Origin of the sequence: Agrobacterium vacciniicorymbosi, from assembly GCF_040427045.1 — a bacterium.
Taxonomy (GTDB): domain Bacteria; phylum Pseudomonadota; class Alphaproteobacteria; order Rhizobiales; family Rhizobiaceae; genus Agrobacterium.
On record NZ_JBETMF010000005.1, the window covers coordinates 152154 to 170867 of the forward strand.

Here is an 18714-nt window from a genome sequence, read left to right on the forward strand (position 1 = left end):
GGAATTCTAAAATGCGATTTACCATCAAAATGAAACTAGCCGTCGCATTCGGATTCCTAATCTTGATGCTCGCGGGAACTGCTGGATACGGCATCTTTAGCCTTGGCGTTGCAAAGGATGCAATGGACCAGGTGGTGGAAGGTACCGTCGTTCGTCTCGACAAGGTCCATCAGATCAACGCACTGGCACTGGTCACGGTACGCGCGCAGAAAAACATCATTCTCGCTACATCTCCAGCAGAAGTACAGACATTCAAGACGGCAGGCAACGAAAGCCGTGAGCAGCTCAACACGCTCATCAACGACATGGCAAGCACCGCACCGCCGGAAATGCAGTCTGTATGGGTAGCGCTTCAGGCTGCTACGAAAAAGTTCGAGGAAAGCGATGACCGTGTCCGTCAGCTTGTTGCAGAAGGCAACACGGCAGCGGCGGCAGCTTACTCCGGTGGAGACGGTCGCGTAGCAGCCAACGAACTCACCCAGAAGCTTGATGAAACAGTCAAGTACAACCGCACCCGCCTTGAAAATGCAAAGCAAGCTGCTGCCAGCGAGTATGAGAACACTCGGTTTCTGCTGATTTCTGCCTCCATCATTGCTGTCGTCATCGCAGCAGGTACGGCACTCTGGATCGCGGTCGGTATCAGCAATGGCCTGCGCAAGATCATGACCGTTGCTGAAGCCGTCGCAGTTGGTGACCTCAATCAGGATGTCGACATCAAGACCAATGACGAGATCAAGGATCTGGTCAATCGCATCAACATCATGACCGGAAATCTGCGCAATACCGCAAGTGTTGCCAACGAAATCGCAGACGGTAATCTGACGATCACGCCGAAGCCGCTCTCCGACAAGGACACGCTCGGCATTTCCCTGGAGCGCATGGTTGAGCGTCTTCGTGGCGTTGTAGGCGATGCACTCGCAGCCGCCGATAACGTTTCCTCCGGTAGCCAGGAACTGTCTGCAAGCTCTGAACAGCTTTCGCAGGGCGCAACCGAACAGGCATCCTCTGCTGAAGAAGCATCCGCTTCGATGGAACAGATGGCTGCCAACATCAAGCAGAACGCTGACAACGCCGCCCAGACCGAGAAGATTGCTCGCCAGTCTTCCAAGGATGCGGAAGCCAGTGGCGAGGCCGTTGGTCGTGCTGTTTCGGCCATGCGCACTATCGCTGAAAAGATTTCCATCGTTCAAGAAATCGCTCGCCAGACAGACCTACTCGCTCTGAACGCCGCTGTCGAAGCCGCTCGTGCCGGTGAACACGGCAAGGGCTTTGCGGTCGTCGCATCTGAAGTCCGCAAGCTGGCCGAACGCAGCCAGGCCGCCGCCGCTGAAATCTCTTCGCTGTCTGGCGAAACGGTTCAGGTTGCGACCGAAGCCGGTGAAATGCTGAACCGTCTGGTTCCAGACATTCGCAAGACTGCCGAACTCGTCTCGGAAATCTCTGCCGCATGCCGCGAACAGGATATCGGTGCCAGCCAGATCAACGAAGCCATCCAGCAGCTTGACCTTGTCACGCAGCAGAACTCCGGCGCTTCCGAAGAAATGTCTGCAACATCTGAAGAACTGGCAGCACAGGCCGAAGAGCTTCAGGCAAGCATCGCCTTCTTCAAAGTGGACCGTGCTGGCGCAAGCCATGCTCCAAGGGCACAGGCTCCTGCACGCTCTGCGGCTCCCGCACCTCGCCCCGCCGCAAAGTCCGCTCCAGTGCGTCGCCCTGCTCCAGATCATTCGGTTCAGTCACAGCAGGCACGCGCCAAGGGTTTTGCGCTTGATATGTCGATGGGCGGACCAGATGCCAACGACGCTGACTTCCGCGAAAGCGCGTAATTCAAACTCCTGCGGGGCCTGCCGTGCGTAGGCCCCGCAATATGATCGACGAATATTCAACATTTCGAAGAGTTTGGGGAATGAGCAAAATGAAGTCCCGGCCAATGTTTCGGTCCATCGCCGCCAAGATCCTAGCGATCCAGATTACATCTGGACTGTGCATTGCTGCTGCGGTGGGTGGGGCAGGTTATTACGGCATGAGCAGCATGACGAACTCTATGTCGACGATCTATGACGATCGTGTCGTCCCTCTTCAGCAGTTGAATGTTGTCGCCGACGCCTATGCTATCAACGTCGTCGATACGACTCAAAAACTGATGAACGGCACTCTTGACTTTGACGTTGCGTTGAAAAATCTCGACCATGCCACGGACGCGATCAAACAGCATTGGTCGGCTTACCTCTCGACCAAACTGACGGAAGACGAAGCCAAAATCGTTGAAACCGTCAAGGAAGAAATGAAACATGCCAATCAGGCTGCTGAACGCCTGAGGAAGATTCTGGTCAATCGCGACACCCAGGCGCTCGAAACCTTCGCAAAGAATGATCTCTATCAGTCCATCGACCCTACGACAGAAGGCATATCCAAGCTCTCGGACTATCAACTGACAGCAGCAGCACAATTGAAGCAGGATGGCCTAGACCTATTCAGCCAGCTGACCATGATCATGATTGGCGTGAGCATCGCCATTACGCTCCTTGCAATCGCAATTGTCGTCATCATTACGCGCGCTATCAAACGCAATATCGTTTCCGCTGTTGAACTGGCAAATGCCGTTGCTGTTGGCGACCTGAGCATGACAGTCGAAATCAACTCTGCTGACGAGATCAAAGAACTCGTTGACAGCATGAACGCGATGACTGGAAACCTGCGTGTAACGGCTGATGTTGCCGATACAATCGCGACAGGAAACCTTTCGCAGGACGTCAAGCCGCTTTCCGAGAAGGACAAGCTCGGATTGGCGATGCGCAACATGGTCGTTAACCTGCGCTCGACTGCAGAAGTCGCAAATACGATTGCGGCAGGAGATTTGACCAAGGATGTCATCCCTCTTTCCGAAAAGGATACGTTGGGGCTGGCGATGTACAGCATGGTTGCCAATCTGAGAGAAACATCGAGTGTTGCAAACAAGATTGCCAATGGCGACCTCACCAGCATTCCGCAGCCGCTTTCAGACCGCGACGTTCTGGGCATCGCCTTGAGGTCAATGGTTGAGCGTCTGCGTGGCGTGGTTACAGATGCAATTTCCGCCGCAGATAACGTGTCTTCCGGTAGCCAGGAACTGTCATTTAGCTCTGAACAGCTTTCACAGGGTGCAACCGAGCAAGCATCCTCTGCCGAAGAAGCATCCGCTTCGATGGAGCAGATGGCAGCCAACATCAAGCAGAACGCCGATAACGCTGCCCAGACCGAGAAGATTGCTCGCCAGTCTTCCAAGGATGCGGAAGCCAGTGGCGAAGCCGTGGGTCGTGCTGTTTCGGCCATGCGCACCATTGCCGAGAAGATTTCCATCGTTCAGGAAATCGCACGCCAGACCGACCTTCTCGCTCTCAATGCCGCTGTTGAAGCCGCACGCGCCGGTGAACATGGTAAGGGCTTTGCGGTCGTTGCTTCCGAAGTCCGCAAGCTGGCAGAACGCAGCCAGGCCGCCGCCGCTGAAATCTCTTCGCTCTCTGGCGAAACGGTTCAGGTTGCGACCGAAGCCGGCGACATGCTGAACCGTCTGGTTCCCGACATCCGCAAGACTGCCGAACTCGTCTCGGAAATCTCTGCCGCATGCCGCGAACAGGATATCGGTGCCAGCCAGATCAACGAAGCCATCCAGCAGCTTGACCTTGTCACGCAGCAGAACTCCGGCGCTTCCGAAGAAATGTCTGCAACATCTGAAGAACTGGCAGCACAGGCCGAAGAGCTTCAGGCAAGCATCGCCTTCTTCAAAGTGGACCGTGCTGGCGCGAGCCATGCTCCAAGGGCACAGGCTCCTGCACGCTCTGCGGCTCCTGCGCCTCGCCCTGCCGCAAAGTCGGCTCCAGTGCGTCGCCCTGCTCCAGATCATTCGGTTCAGTCACAACAGGCGCGCAAAAGGTTTCGCGCTTGATATGTCGATGGGCGGACCAGATGCCAACGACGCAGACTTCCGCGAAAGCGCGTAACGCCCAAATATCCCCGCTTCGTATTCATTTTTACGAAGCGGGTTCCCAATCGGCAGCCAAATTATGATGAGGGCTGTATTTTAGATAGTATTATAAAGGATCTGTTTCATGCGCCTGACCATCAAACTTAAGCTAGCAATTGCATTCGGGGTCATCATTTTAATGATGGCCGGAACGTCAGTTTACTCGTTAAACAGCCTCAATAACCTCAACAACGCGATCACCGATCTTATCGCTGGCCCAGCAGCTCGCCTTGAAGCAGCTCAGGAAGTGGGCAGAATTCAGCTTCGCCTGACCCGTTCGCAAATGAACATGACAACGGCCGACAACCTGACTATCGCTGAAAAGTCCATTCAAAACAGCGATATGTATCGCAAGGAATTCCTCGAAAAAGTTGAATGGCTTGAAAAGGCAGCATCGACAGACGAGGGTCGGGCGCAATGGCGCGAAGTTGAAGCCCTTGGAAATAATCTTTTCCAGATCGATGACCAGATCCGCAAACTTGTCCGGTCGGGAGATATGCAGGCCGGCTTGACCATGGCGAAAAATGAAGGCCGCCAGGCCAGCGACAAGATCGGTGGCATCATCGATCAGCGGGTGGAAGCTAACAAGGGCCAGATGAGAAAGGCCGATACCGACACCAACACCCTTTACAGCGACACCTGGACGATGATCACGACGATCTCTGGAGTAGCCATCGTCATCGCAATTGTAGCCGCATTCTTCATTGCCTTTGGCATCAACCGCGGCCTTTCCAAGGCAATCTTCGCCTCACGCAATATTGCTATTGGCGATCTGGATCAGAATATCGAAATCAAAACGAATGACGAAATCAAAGATCTCGTCGATAGCATGAACGTCATGACCGCCAATCTGCGCGCTACCGCCAACGTCGCCAACACGATTGCTGCTGGCGATTTGTCGGAAGATGTAAAGCCATTGTCCGACAAGGACACCCTCGGCCTGGCGATGCGCAGCATGGTCGTTAATCTGCGGAAAACCTCTGAGGTTGCCGACCTCATCGCAAATGGCGATCTGACGATTACGCCAAAGCCACTTTCCGACAGAGATACACTGGGAATGGCGCTCCAGCGTATGGTCGAACGCCTGCGTGGTGTGGTTGCCGATGCGCTGTCGGCTGCCGACAATGTTTCTTCCGGTAGCCAGGAACTGTCTGCAAGCTCTGAACAGCTTTCGCATGGTGCAACCGAACAGGCATCCTCTGCTGAAGAAGCATCCGCTTCGATGGAGCAGATGGCCGCCAACATCAAACAGAACGCCGACAACGCCGCCCAGACGGAAAAGATTGCGCGCCAGTCTTCCAAGGACGCCGAAGCCAGCGGCGAGGCTGTTGGCCGTGCTGTCCACGCCATGCGCACCATTGCCGAGAAGATTTCCATCGTTCAGGAAATCGCCCGTCAGACCGACCTTCTCGCTCTCAATGCCGCTGTGGAAGCCGCACGCGCCGGGGAACATGGCAAGGGCTTTGCAGTCGTCGCATCTGAAGTCCGCAAGCTCGCAGAACGCAGCCAGGCCGCAGCCGCTGAAATTTCTTCGCTCTCTGGCGAAACGGTTCAGGTTGCGACCGAAGCCGGTGAAATGCTGAACCGTCTGGTTCCAGACATCCGCAAGACTGCCGAACTCGTATCGGAAATCTCTGCCGCATGCCGCGAACAGGATATTGGCGCAAGCCAGATCAACGAGGCGATCCAGCAACTCGATCAAGTGACTCAGCAGAACTCTGGCGCTTCGGAAGAAATGTCCGCAACATCGGAAGAACTGGCAGCGCAGGCAGAAGAACTTCAGGCAAGCATTGCATTCTTCAGGGTGGAGCGCAGCGACGCGCGACAGGCACAAAACACCTATGCTGCCCCACGCGCCGCTGCTCCTGCACATCGTGCCGTAGCAAAGCCCACAGCCGCCGCGAGCCGTCCAGATCAGTCCATTCAGGCACAACAGGCCCGCGCAAAGGGTTTCGCGCTTGATATGTCGATGGGCGGCCCGGATGCTAGCGACGCCGACTTCCGCGAAAGCGCGTGACAACAACCAAAAAAAGGGTTCGGAGAACTTTTTCCGAACCCTTGAGAACAATGCGACGATGACTGTCGTGCAACCTGTCGCGGAGAGTGAGTGTATCACTTAAGCCGCGATTTCGGGGTGGCAAACACCCGGATGTTCATCGTCTCAATCGTTGCATAGAGGACCTACCATGCGGCTTACAATCAAACTGAAACTCGGCCTGATATTTGGACTTCTCGTCCTTCTTATGGGCGCATGCGCTGTCTTCGGCATTAACGGCTTAAGACAGATGGACGGTCTCAAGGACAGCATGATCAGCGGCCCGATCCGACAGGACGACATCGCCAATGATATTGCAGGCGCGTTCGACGGCCTTGGTCTTGCCGAAAGCGATTTGCTTCTTTCAACATCGTCTGAGCGCGTGCAAAACGCGTTGAAGATGATCGAAACCGAGCGCAAAAACTTTACAGACGCCCTTACAGCTGGCGAGCAGAGCGCGTCTGACGAGTTCAAGCCGAAATGGGCTGAGATCCGCGATTTCTGGGGTGACTTCACAGCCCTTCAGGATCGCGTCATCAATTTGGTAAAAGCCAACAATCGTGAGCAGGCACTGGAACTCAACCAGAACGACGGAACTGTTGCGTCAGAAAAGCTCGATGCCATGACCGAAAACCTCGCCGTCTTGACGGAAGAAGGTATTACGGCATCTGACAAGCTAAGCGAAGACGCTTACAACAACACCTTCACGACACTTCTCAGCCTGGCTGTCGTCGCCGCCATCATCTCTGTGATTTCAGCGGTCCTGATTTCCATCTCCATCAGCCGCGGCCTTAACAAAGCGATCACGTCCGTTCGCAATGTCTCCGAAGGCGATCTTACGAACATGGCCGTCATCACCACGCGCGATGAAATCGGCACGCTTCTCGAGCACGTCAACACGATGATCGAGCGTCTGCGCGGCGTCGTGTCCGATTCCATCTCGGCTGCAGAGAACGTTTCCACCGGTAGCCAGGAACTGTCTGCAAGCTCCGAACAGGTCTCCCAGGGCGCAACCGAACAGGCATCCTCCACGGAAGAAGCATCCGCTTCGATGGAACAGATGGCCGCCAATATTCGCCAGAACGCTGAAAACGCTGCACAGACGGAGAAGATCGCACGTCAGTCCTCCACGGACGCGGAAGCCAGTGGCGCCGCCGTTGGACGGGCCGTTGTCGCCATGCGCACGATTGCTGAAAAGATTTCCATCGTTCAGGAAATTGCGCGCCAGACAGACCTTCTCGCCCTGAACGCAGCCGTTGAAGCCGCACGCGCCGGTGAACATGGCAAGGGCTTTGCGGTCGTTGCTTCCGAAGTTCGCAAACTTGCCGAGCGCAGCCAGTCAGCCGCTGCGGAAATCAGCTCCATGTCCAGCGATACGGTAAAGGCTGCCGCCGATGCCGGTGAAATGCTGAACCGTCTGGTACCGGATATTCGCAAGACCGCAGAACTGGTTGCCGAGATTTCTGCAGCCTGCCGCGAGCAGGACATTGGTGCTGGCCAGATCAACGAAGCGATCCAGCAGCTGGACAAGGTAACACAGCAGAACACCAGTGCGTCTGAAGAAATGTCCGCGACATCCGAGGAACTGGCAGCACAGGCCGAAGAGTTGCAGACGAGCATCGCCTTCTTCAAAGTCGAGCGTAGCAATGGTCGTGCAACACCATCTGCTGCAAAGCAGCCTGCATTCCAGCAGCATAGAGCGCCTCAGAAGGCACCAGCTCGCAAGGCTACCTACGATCATACCGTGAGGACACAACAGGAACGCGCAAAGGGTTTCGCACTGGACATGTCCATGGGCGGTCCTGATGCCAACGACGCGGATTTCCGGGAAAGCGCTTAAACCATGGCTATCACATCTTCTGACACCCAGTATGTAACGTTCAGTCTCGGCGAGGAGGTCTTCGCCGTCCCCGTCGATGTCGTGCGAGAAATTCTCGACCATGAAGAGGCGTTCAAAATCCCCCATGGGCCGGATTACCTGCTGGGTCTCAGGGATGTGCGCGGACACGGCGTGCCAGTCATCGACCTGCGCCTGCGTCTTGGCATGAGCAGAACGGTCAAGACGCCGCATACCCGCATTCTGGTGCTGGACATTCCTGTGGGTGGCAAATTTCTGGCACTGGGGCTGGTGGCTGACAAGGTCTTTGAAGTCACCCCCTTCCGGCACGAGAACATCGAGACCGCACCTGATATCGGTGTGCGCTGGAATTCGGCCTACATCGCTGGCGTGGTCCGGCGCGAAGGTGACTTCGTCGTCATCATCGACCTTGCCGAGCTTTTCTCCAGCGAGGCCGGTAGCCTTGCCCAAATCAACAATGGCCCTGTTCGCGCTGCTTAATGGAGTAAAGACATTTGAATGCCCCCGCTTACAGTATGTTTGACGACAATCTGAGTTCGCGAGATTTTCGTCAGCTTGCCGAGTTCATTTACAATTATTGCGGCATCAAAATGCCAGACAGCAAGCGCTCAATGCTGGAAGGCCGTTTGCGCAAGCGGCTGAGGGCCACTGGCTGCCCAAGTTTCAGCGCCTATTGCGACTTTCTCTTTCGCCATGGCGGTATGGAAACAGAATCCGTTTTCCTCATCGATGTGGTGACGACCAACAAAACCGACTTTTTCCGCGAGCCGAACCATTTCGACTTTATGGAACAGGTCGCCATGCCCGCCTTGGTGGAGAAGGGGCATCAGCGCATTCGGGCCTGGAGTGCTGCCTGCTCGACCGGAGCGGAGCCCTATACCATGGCCATGGTCATGGCTGAGGCTGTCGAGAGAAAGGTCATCTCGGATTACAGCATTCTGGCAACCGACCTTTCCACGGATGTGCTGAAAAAGGCGCATAGCGGCATTTATGCCAGAGATCTGGTCGAACCCGTCCCCTCAGATCTCGCACGAAAATACGTGATGCCTGCGAGGGACAAGCACCGCGACGAGGTGCGCATAACACCCAAACTGCGCTCGAAAGTCGGTTTCGCCAGGCTCAACCTCATGAACCCCAGCTATGATGTGGGCGATCCCTATCAGATCATTTTCTGCCGAAACGTATTGATCTACTTCGACAAGAAGACGCAGGCGCATGTGCTGACCCAGCTGTGCAAATGCCTGATGCCCGGCGGCTATCTTCTGATTGGCCATTCTGAAAGCGTGACCGGCATCAATCTTCCCGTCAAGCAGGTTGCCAATACCGTATTTATGAAACAGTAATGGCGTAACATGGTGAAAAAAACGCGTGTCCTGATTGTCGATGATTCTGCCAGTGTGCGTCAGACACTGACGGCGGTGCTTGAGGCCGACCCTGCCATAGAGGTGATCGGCGCAGCATCCGATCCCTATATGGCCGCCAAGAAGATACAGGAAGACTTGCCTGATGTGATAACGCTGGATGTGGAAATGCCGCGAATGGACGGCATTACCTTCCTGCGCAAAATCATGTCGCAACACCCCATACCCGTCGTCATGTGTTCTTCACTGACGGAAGCAGGCTCGGAAACACTGCTTCAGGCACTGGAAGCAGGGGCCGTAGATATCATTCTCAAACCACGCATCGGTGCTGCCGATCATCTGGCAGAGTCGGCTCTGCGCATTTGCGAAGTCGTGAAAAGTGCTGCCCATGCGAGGGTGACGGGCGTCAAAGCTGCCCGGTCTGCGGCTGCGAGCGGACCGCAGGCCAAGCTGACCGCAGATGCCGTTTTACCCCCGCCGCCCTCTGGCCGCGCCATGGCGCGAACGACAGAAATGGTCGTCTGTGTTGGTGCCTCGACCGGCGGTACAGAAGCCTTGCGTGAGATGCTGGAAAAACTGCCTGCCAATTCGCCGGGCATGGTCATCGTCCAGCATATGCCGGAAAAATTCACCGCCGCCTTTGCCAGACGTCTGAACACGCTGTGCGAGGTCGAAATCAAGGAAGCGGAGGATGGCGATCCGGTTCTGCGCGGTCATGTGCTGATTGCTCCCGGCGACAAGCACATGCTGCTGGAACGGCAGGGCGCACGCTATTATGTTTCCGTTCGAAACGGCCCCCTCGTCTCCCGTCACCGCCCCTCGGTGGATGTGCTTTTCCGTTCCGCTGCGCGCTCGGCAGGCTCCAACGCCATGGGCGTGATCATGACAGGAATGGGCGATGATGGCGCGCGTGGAATGCTTGAAATGCATCAGGCTGGCGCTTTCACCGTCGCGCAGGACGAGGCTTCGTCCGTTGTCTTTGGCATGCCCAAAGAAGCGATTGCGCACGGCGGCGTCGATAAAACCGTTCCGCTAGATCATATCGCCCGTGAAATCCTCTCGGAAGACCGTCGCCGCTAACCGGAAGTAGCCCTGCAATCTTCAGTCCCTGTTAACCATATTGGTTAATGATTGATGAGCGCCATGATTCTGGCGCTTCACATGGGCGATGAGCGCCGCACCCATTACGGGATATGGTTATGGCGGTTATTACTTTCGCAAATACTAAGGGCGGCGCTGGCAAAACGACGGCAGTTCTGCTGCTGGCTTCGGAACTGGCACGTCGCGGGTTGAAGATTTGCGTTATCGATACCGATCCGCAGCGCTGGCTTTCCAAGTGGCGGGAAGCAGCCGACTATCGTGTCGACCTCTCCGTCATCACCTATGTTTCCGCATCCAGCCTGCAGCAGCATGTTCTGGACAACCGCAGAAAATTCGACCACGTCATCATCGATCTCCCCGGCGCCCAGTCTCCCCTTCTCGCAACAGCGGTCGGCCTTTCAAACCATGTGCTGATACCCGTTCAGGGAAGCACCATGGATGCACAGGGCGGGGCACAGGTTCTTGAACTCCTCCGCTATCTCGACGACCGCGCCTCCATCAAAATCCCCCATTCCGTCGTCCTTTCCCGCGTCAACTCCATGGTCACGACACGCGCGCTGCTGGCGGCAAAGGCATTGTTGGCAAAACGCGACGTGAACGTGCTGAACACCCCTATCATCGAACGCGCCGCCTTCCGGGACATGTTCGAATTCGGCGGCTACCTCCACATGATGAGCCCCTCTCAGGTCAGTAACCTCGACAAAGCCCTGCAAAATGCAAACGCATTTGCCGAAGACGTTCTGAGGCTTCTGCCAGCGCAGTCAATCGCGAGATATTCCTCGGCGGCTTGAGGCGACGCTAGTCGCCTCTTCGATCATCCACCGGGCTTGAATTGCGCGGTAACCACATGGCGATTGCCGGGATAGGTCAGTTGCACATAGGTCACCGGGCCGTTCGGGCCCCAAGTCAAACGTTCGATCAAAAGGCACGCATCTTTTGGGGAAATGTCGAGGTTCTTCGTCTCTTTTGGTCCTGCTGTAATTGCCTGAATGCGATGTTCCGCGGTCGTCCATGGAATTTGCGACAACAGCCAGGGACCGGGCGCCAGGCTTTCGAAATCAAAATCAGCCGCCTGCGGCACGGCGGCTAGAGAGATGAGGCGCTCTTCCAGGCAAAATGGCTGTTCACCTGCATAGTGCAGGCATGTCACCTCAATCACGGCATGCGGCTTGGACAGGGTCAGGCGGGTGCTGTCCTCTGCGCTCGCCTGCCGCTTCTTCAGCGACAGCACCTTGTAGCGATAGGCTAGATTGAGGGTCCGGACCTCCTCCTTGATATCATGGATATCGAGAATAGCAGATTGGGCGCGTGGCTGCGTTACGAAGCTACCGGATTTCTTGCGTCGCTCGATCAGCCCGGATTTGGCAAGCTGGCTCATGACCTTGTTGACGGTCATGCGGGAACAGGAATAGGCGGCAGCCATGTCCACCTCAAACGGAAGCCTATGGCCAGGCTGCCATTCTCCGGACATGATGCGACCTTCGATGTCGTTCAATATGCGCTGGTGAAGGGTTTCATCCCTGCCTGTGTCTTTTGTCACGCGTGGTCGCTCTCAATGGAATCCAAGCGATAGACCTAACTCAAACCGGGTGAAACGGGAACATCAGCGCGACAGAAGATCAGCCATTGCCGCATGAAATCGGCGGGAAATTTCGGCGCGGCGAACATGCTGCCCGCCTTCGACCTGTTTGCGCCCCGCAGACCAGACGGCATCCACCATAACACCGCCAGCAAACACCCAGTGGTCGAGCAGCTGGTCCTCGGAGAGATAAGGTACAGCACTCGTGTCCAGCGCCACCATATCGGCTGCACCGCCTTCTACGAGTCCGCATTTGGATTGAAGCGCGGCATTGCCGCCCAAGAGCGCCTGTTCGAACAGCTTGCGCCCTGTGGAACCGCCCGCATCGGCCACCACATTACGCGCCCGCAGTGCCAGACGCTGTGAATATTCCAGCATTCGCAACTCTTCCGGCGCAGAGATCAGGATGTTCGAATCCGACCCGATGCCGTAGCGTCCACCGTCTTCAAGGAAGGACGGCGCAGGGAAAACGCCGTCACCCAGATTGGCTTCGGTTATGGGGCACAGCCCTGCAACAGCACCGCTTCTTGCCATTCTGCGCGTTTCGTCGGCAGTCATATGTGTCGCGTGGATCAGGCACCAACGATCATCGACAGCCGCGTGGTCAAAGAGCCATTCGACAGGCCTTGCGCCCGACCATGCAACGCAATCTTCAACCTCTTTCACTTGCTCGGCAACGTGAATATGGATCCGCCCATTGGCAGCGAGCGGAAGGATGGCCTCAAGTTCTGCACCCGTTACTGCGCGCAGGCTGTGTGGGGCTATGCCCAGAACGCCGCCCTGCAAGCCTGCCACCACACTGGCGGCGCCCTCCATCAGCCGCCCATAACTTTCAACGGAATGAATGAAGCGCCGTTGCCCCTCGAGAGGTGCCTGACCGCCAAATCCGGAATGGGCGTAAAAGACCGGCAGTAATGTCAGACCGATACCGGTGGCAGCACTAGCAGCGCCGATGCGTTCCGCCATCTCGGCGATGTTGGCGTAGTGAGAACCGTCTTGATCATTGTGCAGATAATGAAACTCGCCGACACGGCAGAAGCCGGCTTCGAGCATTTCCATATAAAGCTGTGCTGCGACCGCCTCGACGTGATCCGGCGTCATAGACAGGGCAAACTTGTACATAACGGTGCGCCAGCTCCAGAAGCTGTCGTCGGCAGGCCCACGGATTTCGGCCAGACCCGCCATCGCACGCTGGAATGCGTGGCTGTGCAGGTTGGGCATGGCTGGCAGCAACACGGATTTTCGGTCATCGCCGGGTTGCGGCTCGACACCAACCGTCAGCGAATGGATCGTTCCGTCCATGATCTCGAAACGCACGTCGCGCGCCCAGCCGCTGGTCAACAGCGCTGATTTTGCATGGATCGCGTTCATTTAGCCTTCTCCCGATTGCGAGACATCCAGACCATCATCTCGCGGCGATTTCAATTTTTGTCTTGCCAAGACACTTATTATGTATAGACATGTTATCGGCAAATGAAAGGCGTAAATCTGATGCCCGGAAACAATTTTTCGATAAACAGGTCCGCTGATGCGCCGCCCAGCCTGTGGCTCAACGCCCGCATCGCGACACTCGACGCCGCGAAGACAGGCCTCGGCGTGATTGAAAATGGCGCTATCGCCGTGAGGGACGGTCGGATTGCCTGGGTGGGCGACGCGGATGCTGTGCCAGCCGACATGGCGAAGGGCGTGACCGTTCACGATCTCGGCGGGCGCTGGCTGACACCCGGCCTGATCGACTGCCACACCCACCTCGTCTATGGCGGCAATCGCGCCCGCGAATTTGAAATGCGCCTTGAGGGTGCGACCTATGAAGAAGTTGCGCGCGCCGGTGGAGGCATCGTTTCGTCCGTCAAGGCAACCAACGCGCTTTCGGTGGAAGAACTTGTCGAGGCGGCATTGCCCCGTCTCGATACGCTGCTTGCGGAAGGTGTAACGACCATCGAGATCAAATCCGGTTACGGTCTCAACATCGCTGCCGAACTGCGCATGCTGAAGACCGCCCGCATGCTGGAAACGATCCGGCCAGTCCGCGTCGTCACCTCCTATCTGGCTGCCCACGCTGTGCCGGTCGAGTACACAGGCCGCAACGCTGATTATATCGATGAAGTCGTGCTTCCTGGGCTGCGGCAGGGTCGCGCGGAACGGCTGATTGATGCGGTCGATGGTTTCTGCGAGGGGATCGCATTCTCGCCGGACGAAATCGTTCGCGTGTTCGATGAAGCCAAGGCTTTGGGCCTTCCCGTCAAACTCCACGCGGAGCAGCTTTCCGATCTCGGCGGCGCAAAGCTCGCCGCCTCCTATGGCGCGCTCTCGGCGGATCATCTGGAGTATCTGGACGAAGACGGCGCGCGTGCGATGGCGGAGGCCGGAACGGTTGCGGTGCTGCTGCCCGGTGCTTTCTACGCCATCAACGAGACCCGTAAGCCGCCGGTCGCTGCCCTTCGGGCAGCGGGAACGCGCATTGCAATTGCCACCGATAGCAACCCCGGAACATCCCCGCTCACCTCGCTGCTGTTGACGATGAACATGTCAGCAACGCTGTTTCGCCTAACCGTCGAAGAGTGCGTCGCCGGTGCGACACGCGAAGCCGCCCGCGCGCTTGGCCTGCTGGGGGAAACCGGCACGATCGAGGTCGGAAAGTCTGCGGACTTCGCCGTCTGGTCGATCGAAAGCCCCGCCGAGCTCGTCTATCGCATCGGCTTCAACCCGCTTTTCACACATGTCTTCAAGGGAAAGAGAATAGATCGATGACCATCACCCTCACGCCCGGCCACGTTTCCCTGAAAGAGCTGGAGCAGATTTACTGGACAGGCGAGCCCGCCCGTCTCGACCGCTCCTTCGACGCGGGCATCGAAAAGGCCGCAGCCCGGATTGCCGAGATTGCCGCTGGCAACGCGCCTGTCTACGGCATTAACACCGGTTTCGGCAAACTGGCGAGCATCAAGATCGATGCTGCCGACGTCGCCACCCTGCAGCGCAACCTCATCCTTTCCCATTGCTGCGGTGTCGGCCAGCCGCTGGCGGACAACATCGTGCGTCTGATCATGGCGTTGAAGCTTATCTCGCTGGGGCGCGGTGCATCCGGCACGCGGCTTGAACTGGTGCGATTGATCGAATCCATGCTGGAAAAGGGCGTCATCCCGGTCATTCCGGAAAAAGGCTCTGTCGGCGCATCCGGCGACCTCGCGCCGCTGGCGCATATGGCTGCGGTGATGATGGGCGAAGGGGAAGCTTTCTTCGATGGCGAGCGGCTGAATGGCCGCACAGCCCTAGAGCGAGCCGGTCTCACACCCGTCATTCTAGCCGCCAAGGAAGGCCTCGCGCTCATCAACGGCACGCAGGTTTCCACAGCGCTTGCGCTGGCTGGGCTGTTCCGCGCCCACCGCGCCGCCCAATCAGCCCTGATTACCGGCGCTCTTTCCACCGATGCCGCCATGGGCTCATCTGCACCTTTCCATCCCGATATCCACACGCTTCGTGGCCACAAGGGCCAGATCGATGCGGCTTCTGCCTTGCGCGGCCTGCTCAAAGGCTCGGTCATCCGCGACAGCCATATCGAAGGCGACGAGCGCGTTCAGGACCCCTATTGCATCCGCTGCCAGCCGCAGGTCGATGGCGCCTGCCTCGATCTTCTGCGCTCGGTTGCTCGCACGCTCGAAATCGAAGCCAACGCGGTAACGGACAATCCGCTGGTGCTTTCGGACAATTCCGTCGTTTCCGGCGGCAATTTTCACGCCGAACCGGTGGCGTTTGCTGCCGACCAGATCGCGCTCGCCATCTGCGAAATCGGTGCGATTGCACAGCGCCGTATTGCGCTGCTGGTTGATCCCGCGCTCAGCTACGGGCTGCCCGCCTTTCTCGCCAAGAAGCCCGGCCTTAACTCCGGCCTGATGATTGCCGAGGTGACGTCTGCCGCGCTGATGTCTGAAAACAAGCAGATGTCGCACCCGGCTTCCGTCGATTCCACGCCGACATCGGCCAATCAGGAGGACCATGTCTCCATGGCCTGCCATGGTGCCCGCCGCCTGTTGCAGATGACCGACAATCTCTTCTCCATCATCGGCATTGAGGCGCTGACGGCGGCGCAAGGTATCGATTTCCGTGCACCGCTTACCACCAGCCCGGAACTGACCAATGCCATCGCTGCAATCCGCAAGGTCGTGCCGACATTGGAAATCGACCGCTACATGGCAAACGACCTGAAGGCGGCCAGCGATCTGATCGCCACCGGTGCGCTCAACGCTGCGGTTTCTTCGGGTATTCTTCCGGTTCTGGAGGCGTAAATGAGCGTCTTTGAAGTCAAACAGGGTTCATCACCCGTTATTCTCGGTTTCCCACACACTGGCACCTTTGTGCCGCCTGCGATCTGGGATCGACTGAACGACACCGGTCGTCTGCTCGCCGATACCGACTGGCACATCCACCGCCTCTATGACGGCCTGCTGCCTGACGTGACGACCGTGCGCGCCACCTTCCACCGCTACGTCATCGATGCCAATCGCGACCCTGAAGGCGCGAGCCTTTATCCCGGCCAGAACACCACGGGTCTTATTCCAGATACGGATTTCGATGGCCTACCGATCTGGAAAGACAATCAGGAGCCGACGGAAGCGGATATCGCCGCACGTCTGGCCGAGTTCCATGCGCCCTATCATGCGGCTTTTTTGGCAGAGGTAGAGCGGGTCAAGGCAATTCATGGGGTAGCCGTTATCTACGATTGCCACTCCATTCGCTCGCATATCCCGTTCCTCTTTGAAGGCAAGCTGCCGGACTTCAATGTCGGCACGGATATGGGCAAGACCTGCGATCCGGCTATCGAAGCGGCAACATTCGACGTGGCCTCCAAGGCGCAAGGTTACACCAGCATTCTGAACGGTCGCTTCAAGGGCGGCTGGACGACACGTCATTATGGCAGACCAGAGACCGGCGTTCACGCCATTCAGATGGAACTGGCGCAGTCCACTCATTTGACGACCGAAGCTACGCCCTTTGCTTATCACGAAGCCAAGGCCGAGACTCTCCGTCTTCATCTCAAAGACATTCTTGCGCGCATCGAAGCGTTTGCGCTGACACTTTCTACACAAAGAGGGGAAACGAAATGACCAATCCTCGTCACAACATTCGCGACGTGCGCGCTGCTCGCGGCACCGAACTGACGGCGAAATCCTGGATGACCGAAGCGCCGCTGCGCATGCTGATGAACAATCTCGACCCTGAAGTGGCGGAAAACCCGCATGAGCTGGTGGTTTATGGCGGCATTGGCCGTGCCGCCCGCACCTGGGCGGATTTCGACAAGATTGTCGAAACGCTACGTGACCTCAACGAAGACGAAACGCTGATGGTGCAGTCCGGCAAGCCGGTCGGCGTGTTCCGCACACACAAGGATGCGCCGCGCGTTCTCATCGCCAACTCCAACCTCGTGCCGCATTGGGCAACCTGGGACCATTTCAACGAGCTGGATAAGAAGGGTCTTGCCATGTATGGCCAGATGACCGCTGGCTCGTGGATTTACATTGGCAGCCAGGGTATCGTACAAGGCACATATGAGACCTTCGTGGAGGCCGGTCGCCAGCATTATGGCGGCAACCTCACGGGCAAATGGGTATTGACCGGTGGTCTCGGCGGCATGGGCGGTGCCCAGCCACTCGCCGCCGTCATGGCCGGTGCCTGCTGCCTTGCTATCGAATGCAATCCCGATTCCATCGATTTCCGCCTGCGCACCCGCTATGTCGATGCCCGCGCCGAAACGCTTGATGAAGCCATGGAGATGATCCAGCGCTGGACCGCCGCTGGTGAGGCCAAATCGGTCGGCCTTCTCGGTAACACCGCGGAAATTCTGCCGGAAATGGTCCGTCGCGGCATCCGCCCGGATATGGTCACAGATCAGACCTCGGCACATGATCCCATCAACGGTTATCTGCCCAAGGGCTGGACGATGGCTGAGTGGAAGGAAAAGCGCGAGAGCGATCCGAAAGCGGTTGAGACGGCGGCGCGTGCTTCCATGCGCGAACATGTCGAAGCGATGATCGCCTTCCAGGACATGGGCATCCCGACCTTCGACTACGGTAATAACATCCGCCAGGTTGCCAAGGATGAGGGCCTGGAAAATGCCTTCGCCTTTCCGGGCTTCGTACCGGCCTATATCCGCCCGCTGTTCTGCCGCGGCATCGGCCCGTTCCGCTGGGCCGCGCTGTCGGGCGATCCGGAAGACATTCGCAAGACCGACGCCAAAGTCAAGGAACTGACGCCCGGCAATAAGCACCTGCACAACTGGCTGGACATGGCCGCCGAGCGTATCGCGTTTCAGGGTCTGCCAGCACGCATCTGCTGGGTCGGCCTGGGTGATCGCCACCGCCTCGGGCTGGCGTTTAACGAAATGGTCAAGAACGGCGAACTTTCCGCCCCCGTCGTCATTGGCCGCGACCATCTCGATTCAGGCTCCGTCGCCTCACCCAACCGCGAGACGGAAGCCATGAAGGATGGCTCGGACGCCGTGTCCGACTGGCCGCTCCTGAACGCACTTCTCAACACCGCGTCAGGCGCGACATGGGTATCCTTGCACCATGGCGGCGGCGTTGGCATGGGCTTTTCGCAACACTCGGGTGTGGTCATCTGCTGCGACGGATCGGATGATGCCGCACGTCGTATCGAGCGGGTGCTGTGGAACGACCCGGCCACCGGCGTCATGCGCCATGCCGATGCGGGCTATGACATCGCGCTGGATTGCGCCAAGGAAAAGGGTCTTCGCCTGCCCGGCATTCTGGGGAACTGAACCCC

General features: G+C 57.5%; 12 protein-coding genes and 4 pseudogenes. 14 read left to right on the top strand and 2 right to left on the bottom strand.

From position 1 onward, the window contains the following. Nucleotides 1-11 precede the first annotated feature (11 nt). From ABUK73_RS09970 to ABUK73_RS10005, 10 genes and pseudogenes are all read left to right on the top strand, one after another. Entirely contained in the window at nucleotides 12-1826 is a 1815-nt protein-coding gene (locus ABUK73_RS09970) for a methyl-accepting chemotaxis protein (RefSeq protein ID WP_353577143.1), read from the top strand. Nucleotides 1827-1915: 89 nt separating this feature from the next. Then, nucleotides 1916-3925 (top strand): HAMP domain-containing methyl-accepting chemotaxis protein, encoded by a 2010-nt coding sequence (locus tag ABUK73_RS09975; protein WP_454892353.1) that lies wholly within the window; start codon nucleotides 1916-1918, stop codon nucleotides 3923-3925. A 220-nt stretch (nucleotides 3926-4145) separates the two neighbouring features. Then, a pseudogene (locus tag ABUK73_RS23360) lies at nucleotides 4146-4574 on the top strand (methyl-accepting chemotaxis protein); the annotation flags it as partial. Nucleotides 4575-4658: 84 nt separating this feature from the next. Next, nucleotides 4659-5811, top strand: a pseudogene (locus ABUK73_RS23365) (methyl-accepting chemotaxis protein); the annotation flags it as partial. Between the two features lie 378 nt (nucleotides 5812-6189). Then, nucleotides 6190-6678 (top strand): annotated as a pseudogene (locus ABUK73_RS23370) (MCP four helix bundle domain-containing protein); the annotation flags it as partial. Between the two features lie 132 nt (nucleotides 6679-6810). After that, nucleotides 6811-7878, top strand: a pseudogene (locus ABUK73_RS23375) (methyl-accepting chemotaxis protein); the annotation flags it as partial. A gap of 3 nt (nucleotides 7879-7881) precedes the next feature. Continuing rightward, nucleotides 7882-8376, top strand: a complete 495-nt coding sequence (locus ABUK73_RS09990; protein WP_113086666.1) for a chemotaxis protein CheW — start codon at nucleotides 7882-7884, stop codon at nucleotides 8374-8376. A gap of 35 nt (nucleotides 8377-8411) precedes the next feature. Then, nucleotides 8412-9239: a CheR family methyltransferase gene (locus ABUK73_RS09995; RefSeq protein WP_353577280.1), complete on the top strand. Its 828-nt coding sequence runs from the start codon at nucleotides 8412-8414 to the stop codon at nucleotides 9237-9239. A 9-nt stretch (nucleotides 9240-9248) separates the two neighbouring features. After that, nucleotides 9249-10337, top strand: a complete 1089-nt coding sequence (locus ABUK73_RS10000) for a protein-glutamate methylesterase/protein-glutamine glutaminase (RefSeq protein WP_353577146.1) — start codon at nucleotides 9249-9251, stop codon at nucleotides 10335-10337. Nucleotides 10338-10456: 119 nt separating this feature from the next. Then, nucleotides 10457-11149: a ParA family protein gene (locus ABUK73_RS10005; protein ID WP_113086669.1), complete on the top strand. Its 693-nt coding sequence runs from the start codon at nucleotides 10457-10459 to the stop codon at nucleotides 11147-11149. A gap of 23 nt (nucleotides 11150-11172) precedes the next feature. On the opposite strand, the gene hutC is transcribed toward ABUK73_RS10005, so the two are convergent. Both hutC and ABUK73_RS10015 read right to left on the bottom strand, forming a co-directional pair. Next, complete coding sequence (gene hutC / locus ABUK73_RS10010; RefSeq protein ID WP_353577147.1) at nucleotides 11173-11898, bottom strand: histidine utilization repressor; 726 nt, start codon at nucleotides 11896-11898, stop codon at nucleotides 11173-11175. Between the two features lie 63 nt (nucleotides 11899-11961). Continuing rightward, nucleotides 11962-13308 (bottom strand): formimidoylglutamate deiminase, encoded by a 1347-nt coding sequence (locus ABUK73_RS10015; RefSeq protein ID WP_353577148.1) that lies wholly within the window; start codon nucleotides 13306-13308, stop codon nucleotides 11962-11964. Nucleotides 13309-13428: 120 nt separating this feature from the next. Here ABUK73_RS10015 and hutI point away from each other — a divergent pair, with 120 nt between their 5' ends. Genes hutI through hutU form a run of 4 tightly spaced genes read left to right on the top strand, consistent with a single transcriptional unit; the run spans nucleotide 13429 to nucleotide 18709 of the window. Then, nucleotides 13429-14688 (top strand): imidazolonepropionase, encoded by a 1260-nt coding sequence (gene hutI / locus ABUK73_RS10020; protein ID WP_353577149.1) that lies wholly within the window; start codon nucleotides 13429-13431, stop codon nucleotides 14686-14688. After that, a complete protein-coding gene (hutH, locus tag ABUK73_RS10025) occupies nucleotides 14685-16220 on the top strand; it encodes a histidine ammonia-lyase (protein ID WP_353577150.1) in 1536 nt (511 codons plus the stop codon). Before hutI ends, hutH begins: the two co-directional genes overlap by 4 nt. After that, complete coding sequence (hutG, locus tag ABUK73_RS10030) at nucleotides 16221-17039, top strand: N-formylglutamate deformylase (protein WP_353577151.1); 819 nt, start codon at nucleotides 16221-16223, stop codon at nucleotides 17037-17039. After that, entirely contained in the window at nucleotides 17036-18709 is a 1674-nt protein-coding gene (hutU, locus tag ABUK73_RS10035) for a urocanate hydratase (RefSeq protein ID WP_353577152.1), read from the top strand. The genes hutG and hutU overlap by 4 nt, the downstream gene beginning before the upstream one ends. The last annotated feature ends 5 nt before the right edge of the window (nucleotides 18710-18714 follow it).

Coding starts and splice junctions, on each gene's coding strand:
- hutG (WP_353577151.1), top strand. CDS start 16,221: ATGAGCGTCTTTGAAGTCAAACAGGGTTCATCACCCGTTATTCTCGGT.
- ABUK73_RS10000 (WP_353577146.1), top strand. CDS start 9,249: ATGGTGAAAAAAACGCGTGTCCTGATTGTCGATGATTCTGCCAGTGTG.
- ABUK73_RS09990 (WP_113086666.1), top strand. CDS start 7,882: ATGGCTATCACATCTTCTGACACCCAGTATGTAACGTTCAGTCTCGGC.
- ABUK73_RS10015 (WP_353577148.1), bottom strand. CDS start 13,308: ATGAACGCGATCCATGCAAAATCAGCGCTGTTGACCAGCGGCTGGGCG.
- hutU (WP_353577152.1), top strand. CDS start 17,036: ATGACCAATCCTCGTCACAACATTCGCGACGTGCGCGCTGCTCGCGGC.
- ABUK73_RS09970 (WP_353577143.1), top strand. CDS start 12: ATGCGATTTACCATCAAAATGAAACTAGCCGTCGCATTCGGATTCCTA.
- hutI (WP_353577149.1), top strand. CDS start 13,429: ATGCCCGGAAACAATTTTTCGATAAACAGGTCCGCTGATGCGCCGCCC.
- ABUK73_RS10005 (WP_113086669.1), top strand. CDS start 10,457: ATGGCGGTTATTACTTTCGCAAATACTAAGGGCGGCGCTGGCAAAACG.
- ABUK73_RS09995 (WP_353577280.1), top strand. CDS start 8,412: ATGTTTGACGACAATCTGAGTTCGCGAGATTTTCGTCAGCTTGCCGAG.
- ABUK73_RS09975 (WP_454892353.1), top strand. CDS start 1,916: ATGAAGTCCCGGCCAATGTTTCGGTCCATCGCCGCCAAGATCCTAGCG.
- hutH (WP_353577150.1), top strand. CDS start 14,685: ATGACCATCACCCTCACGCCCGGCCACGTTTCCCTGAAAGAGCTGGAG.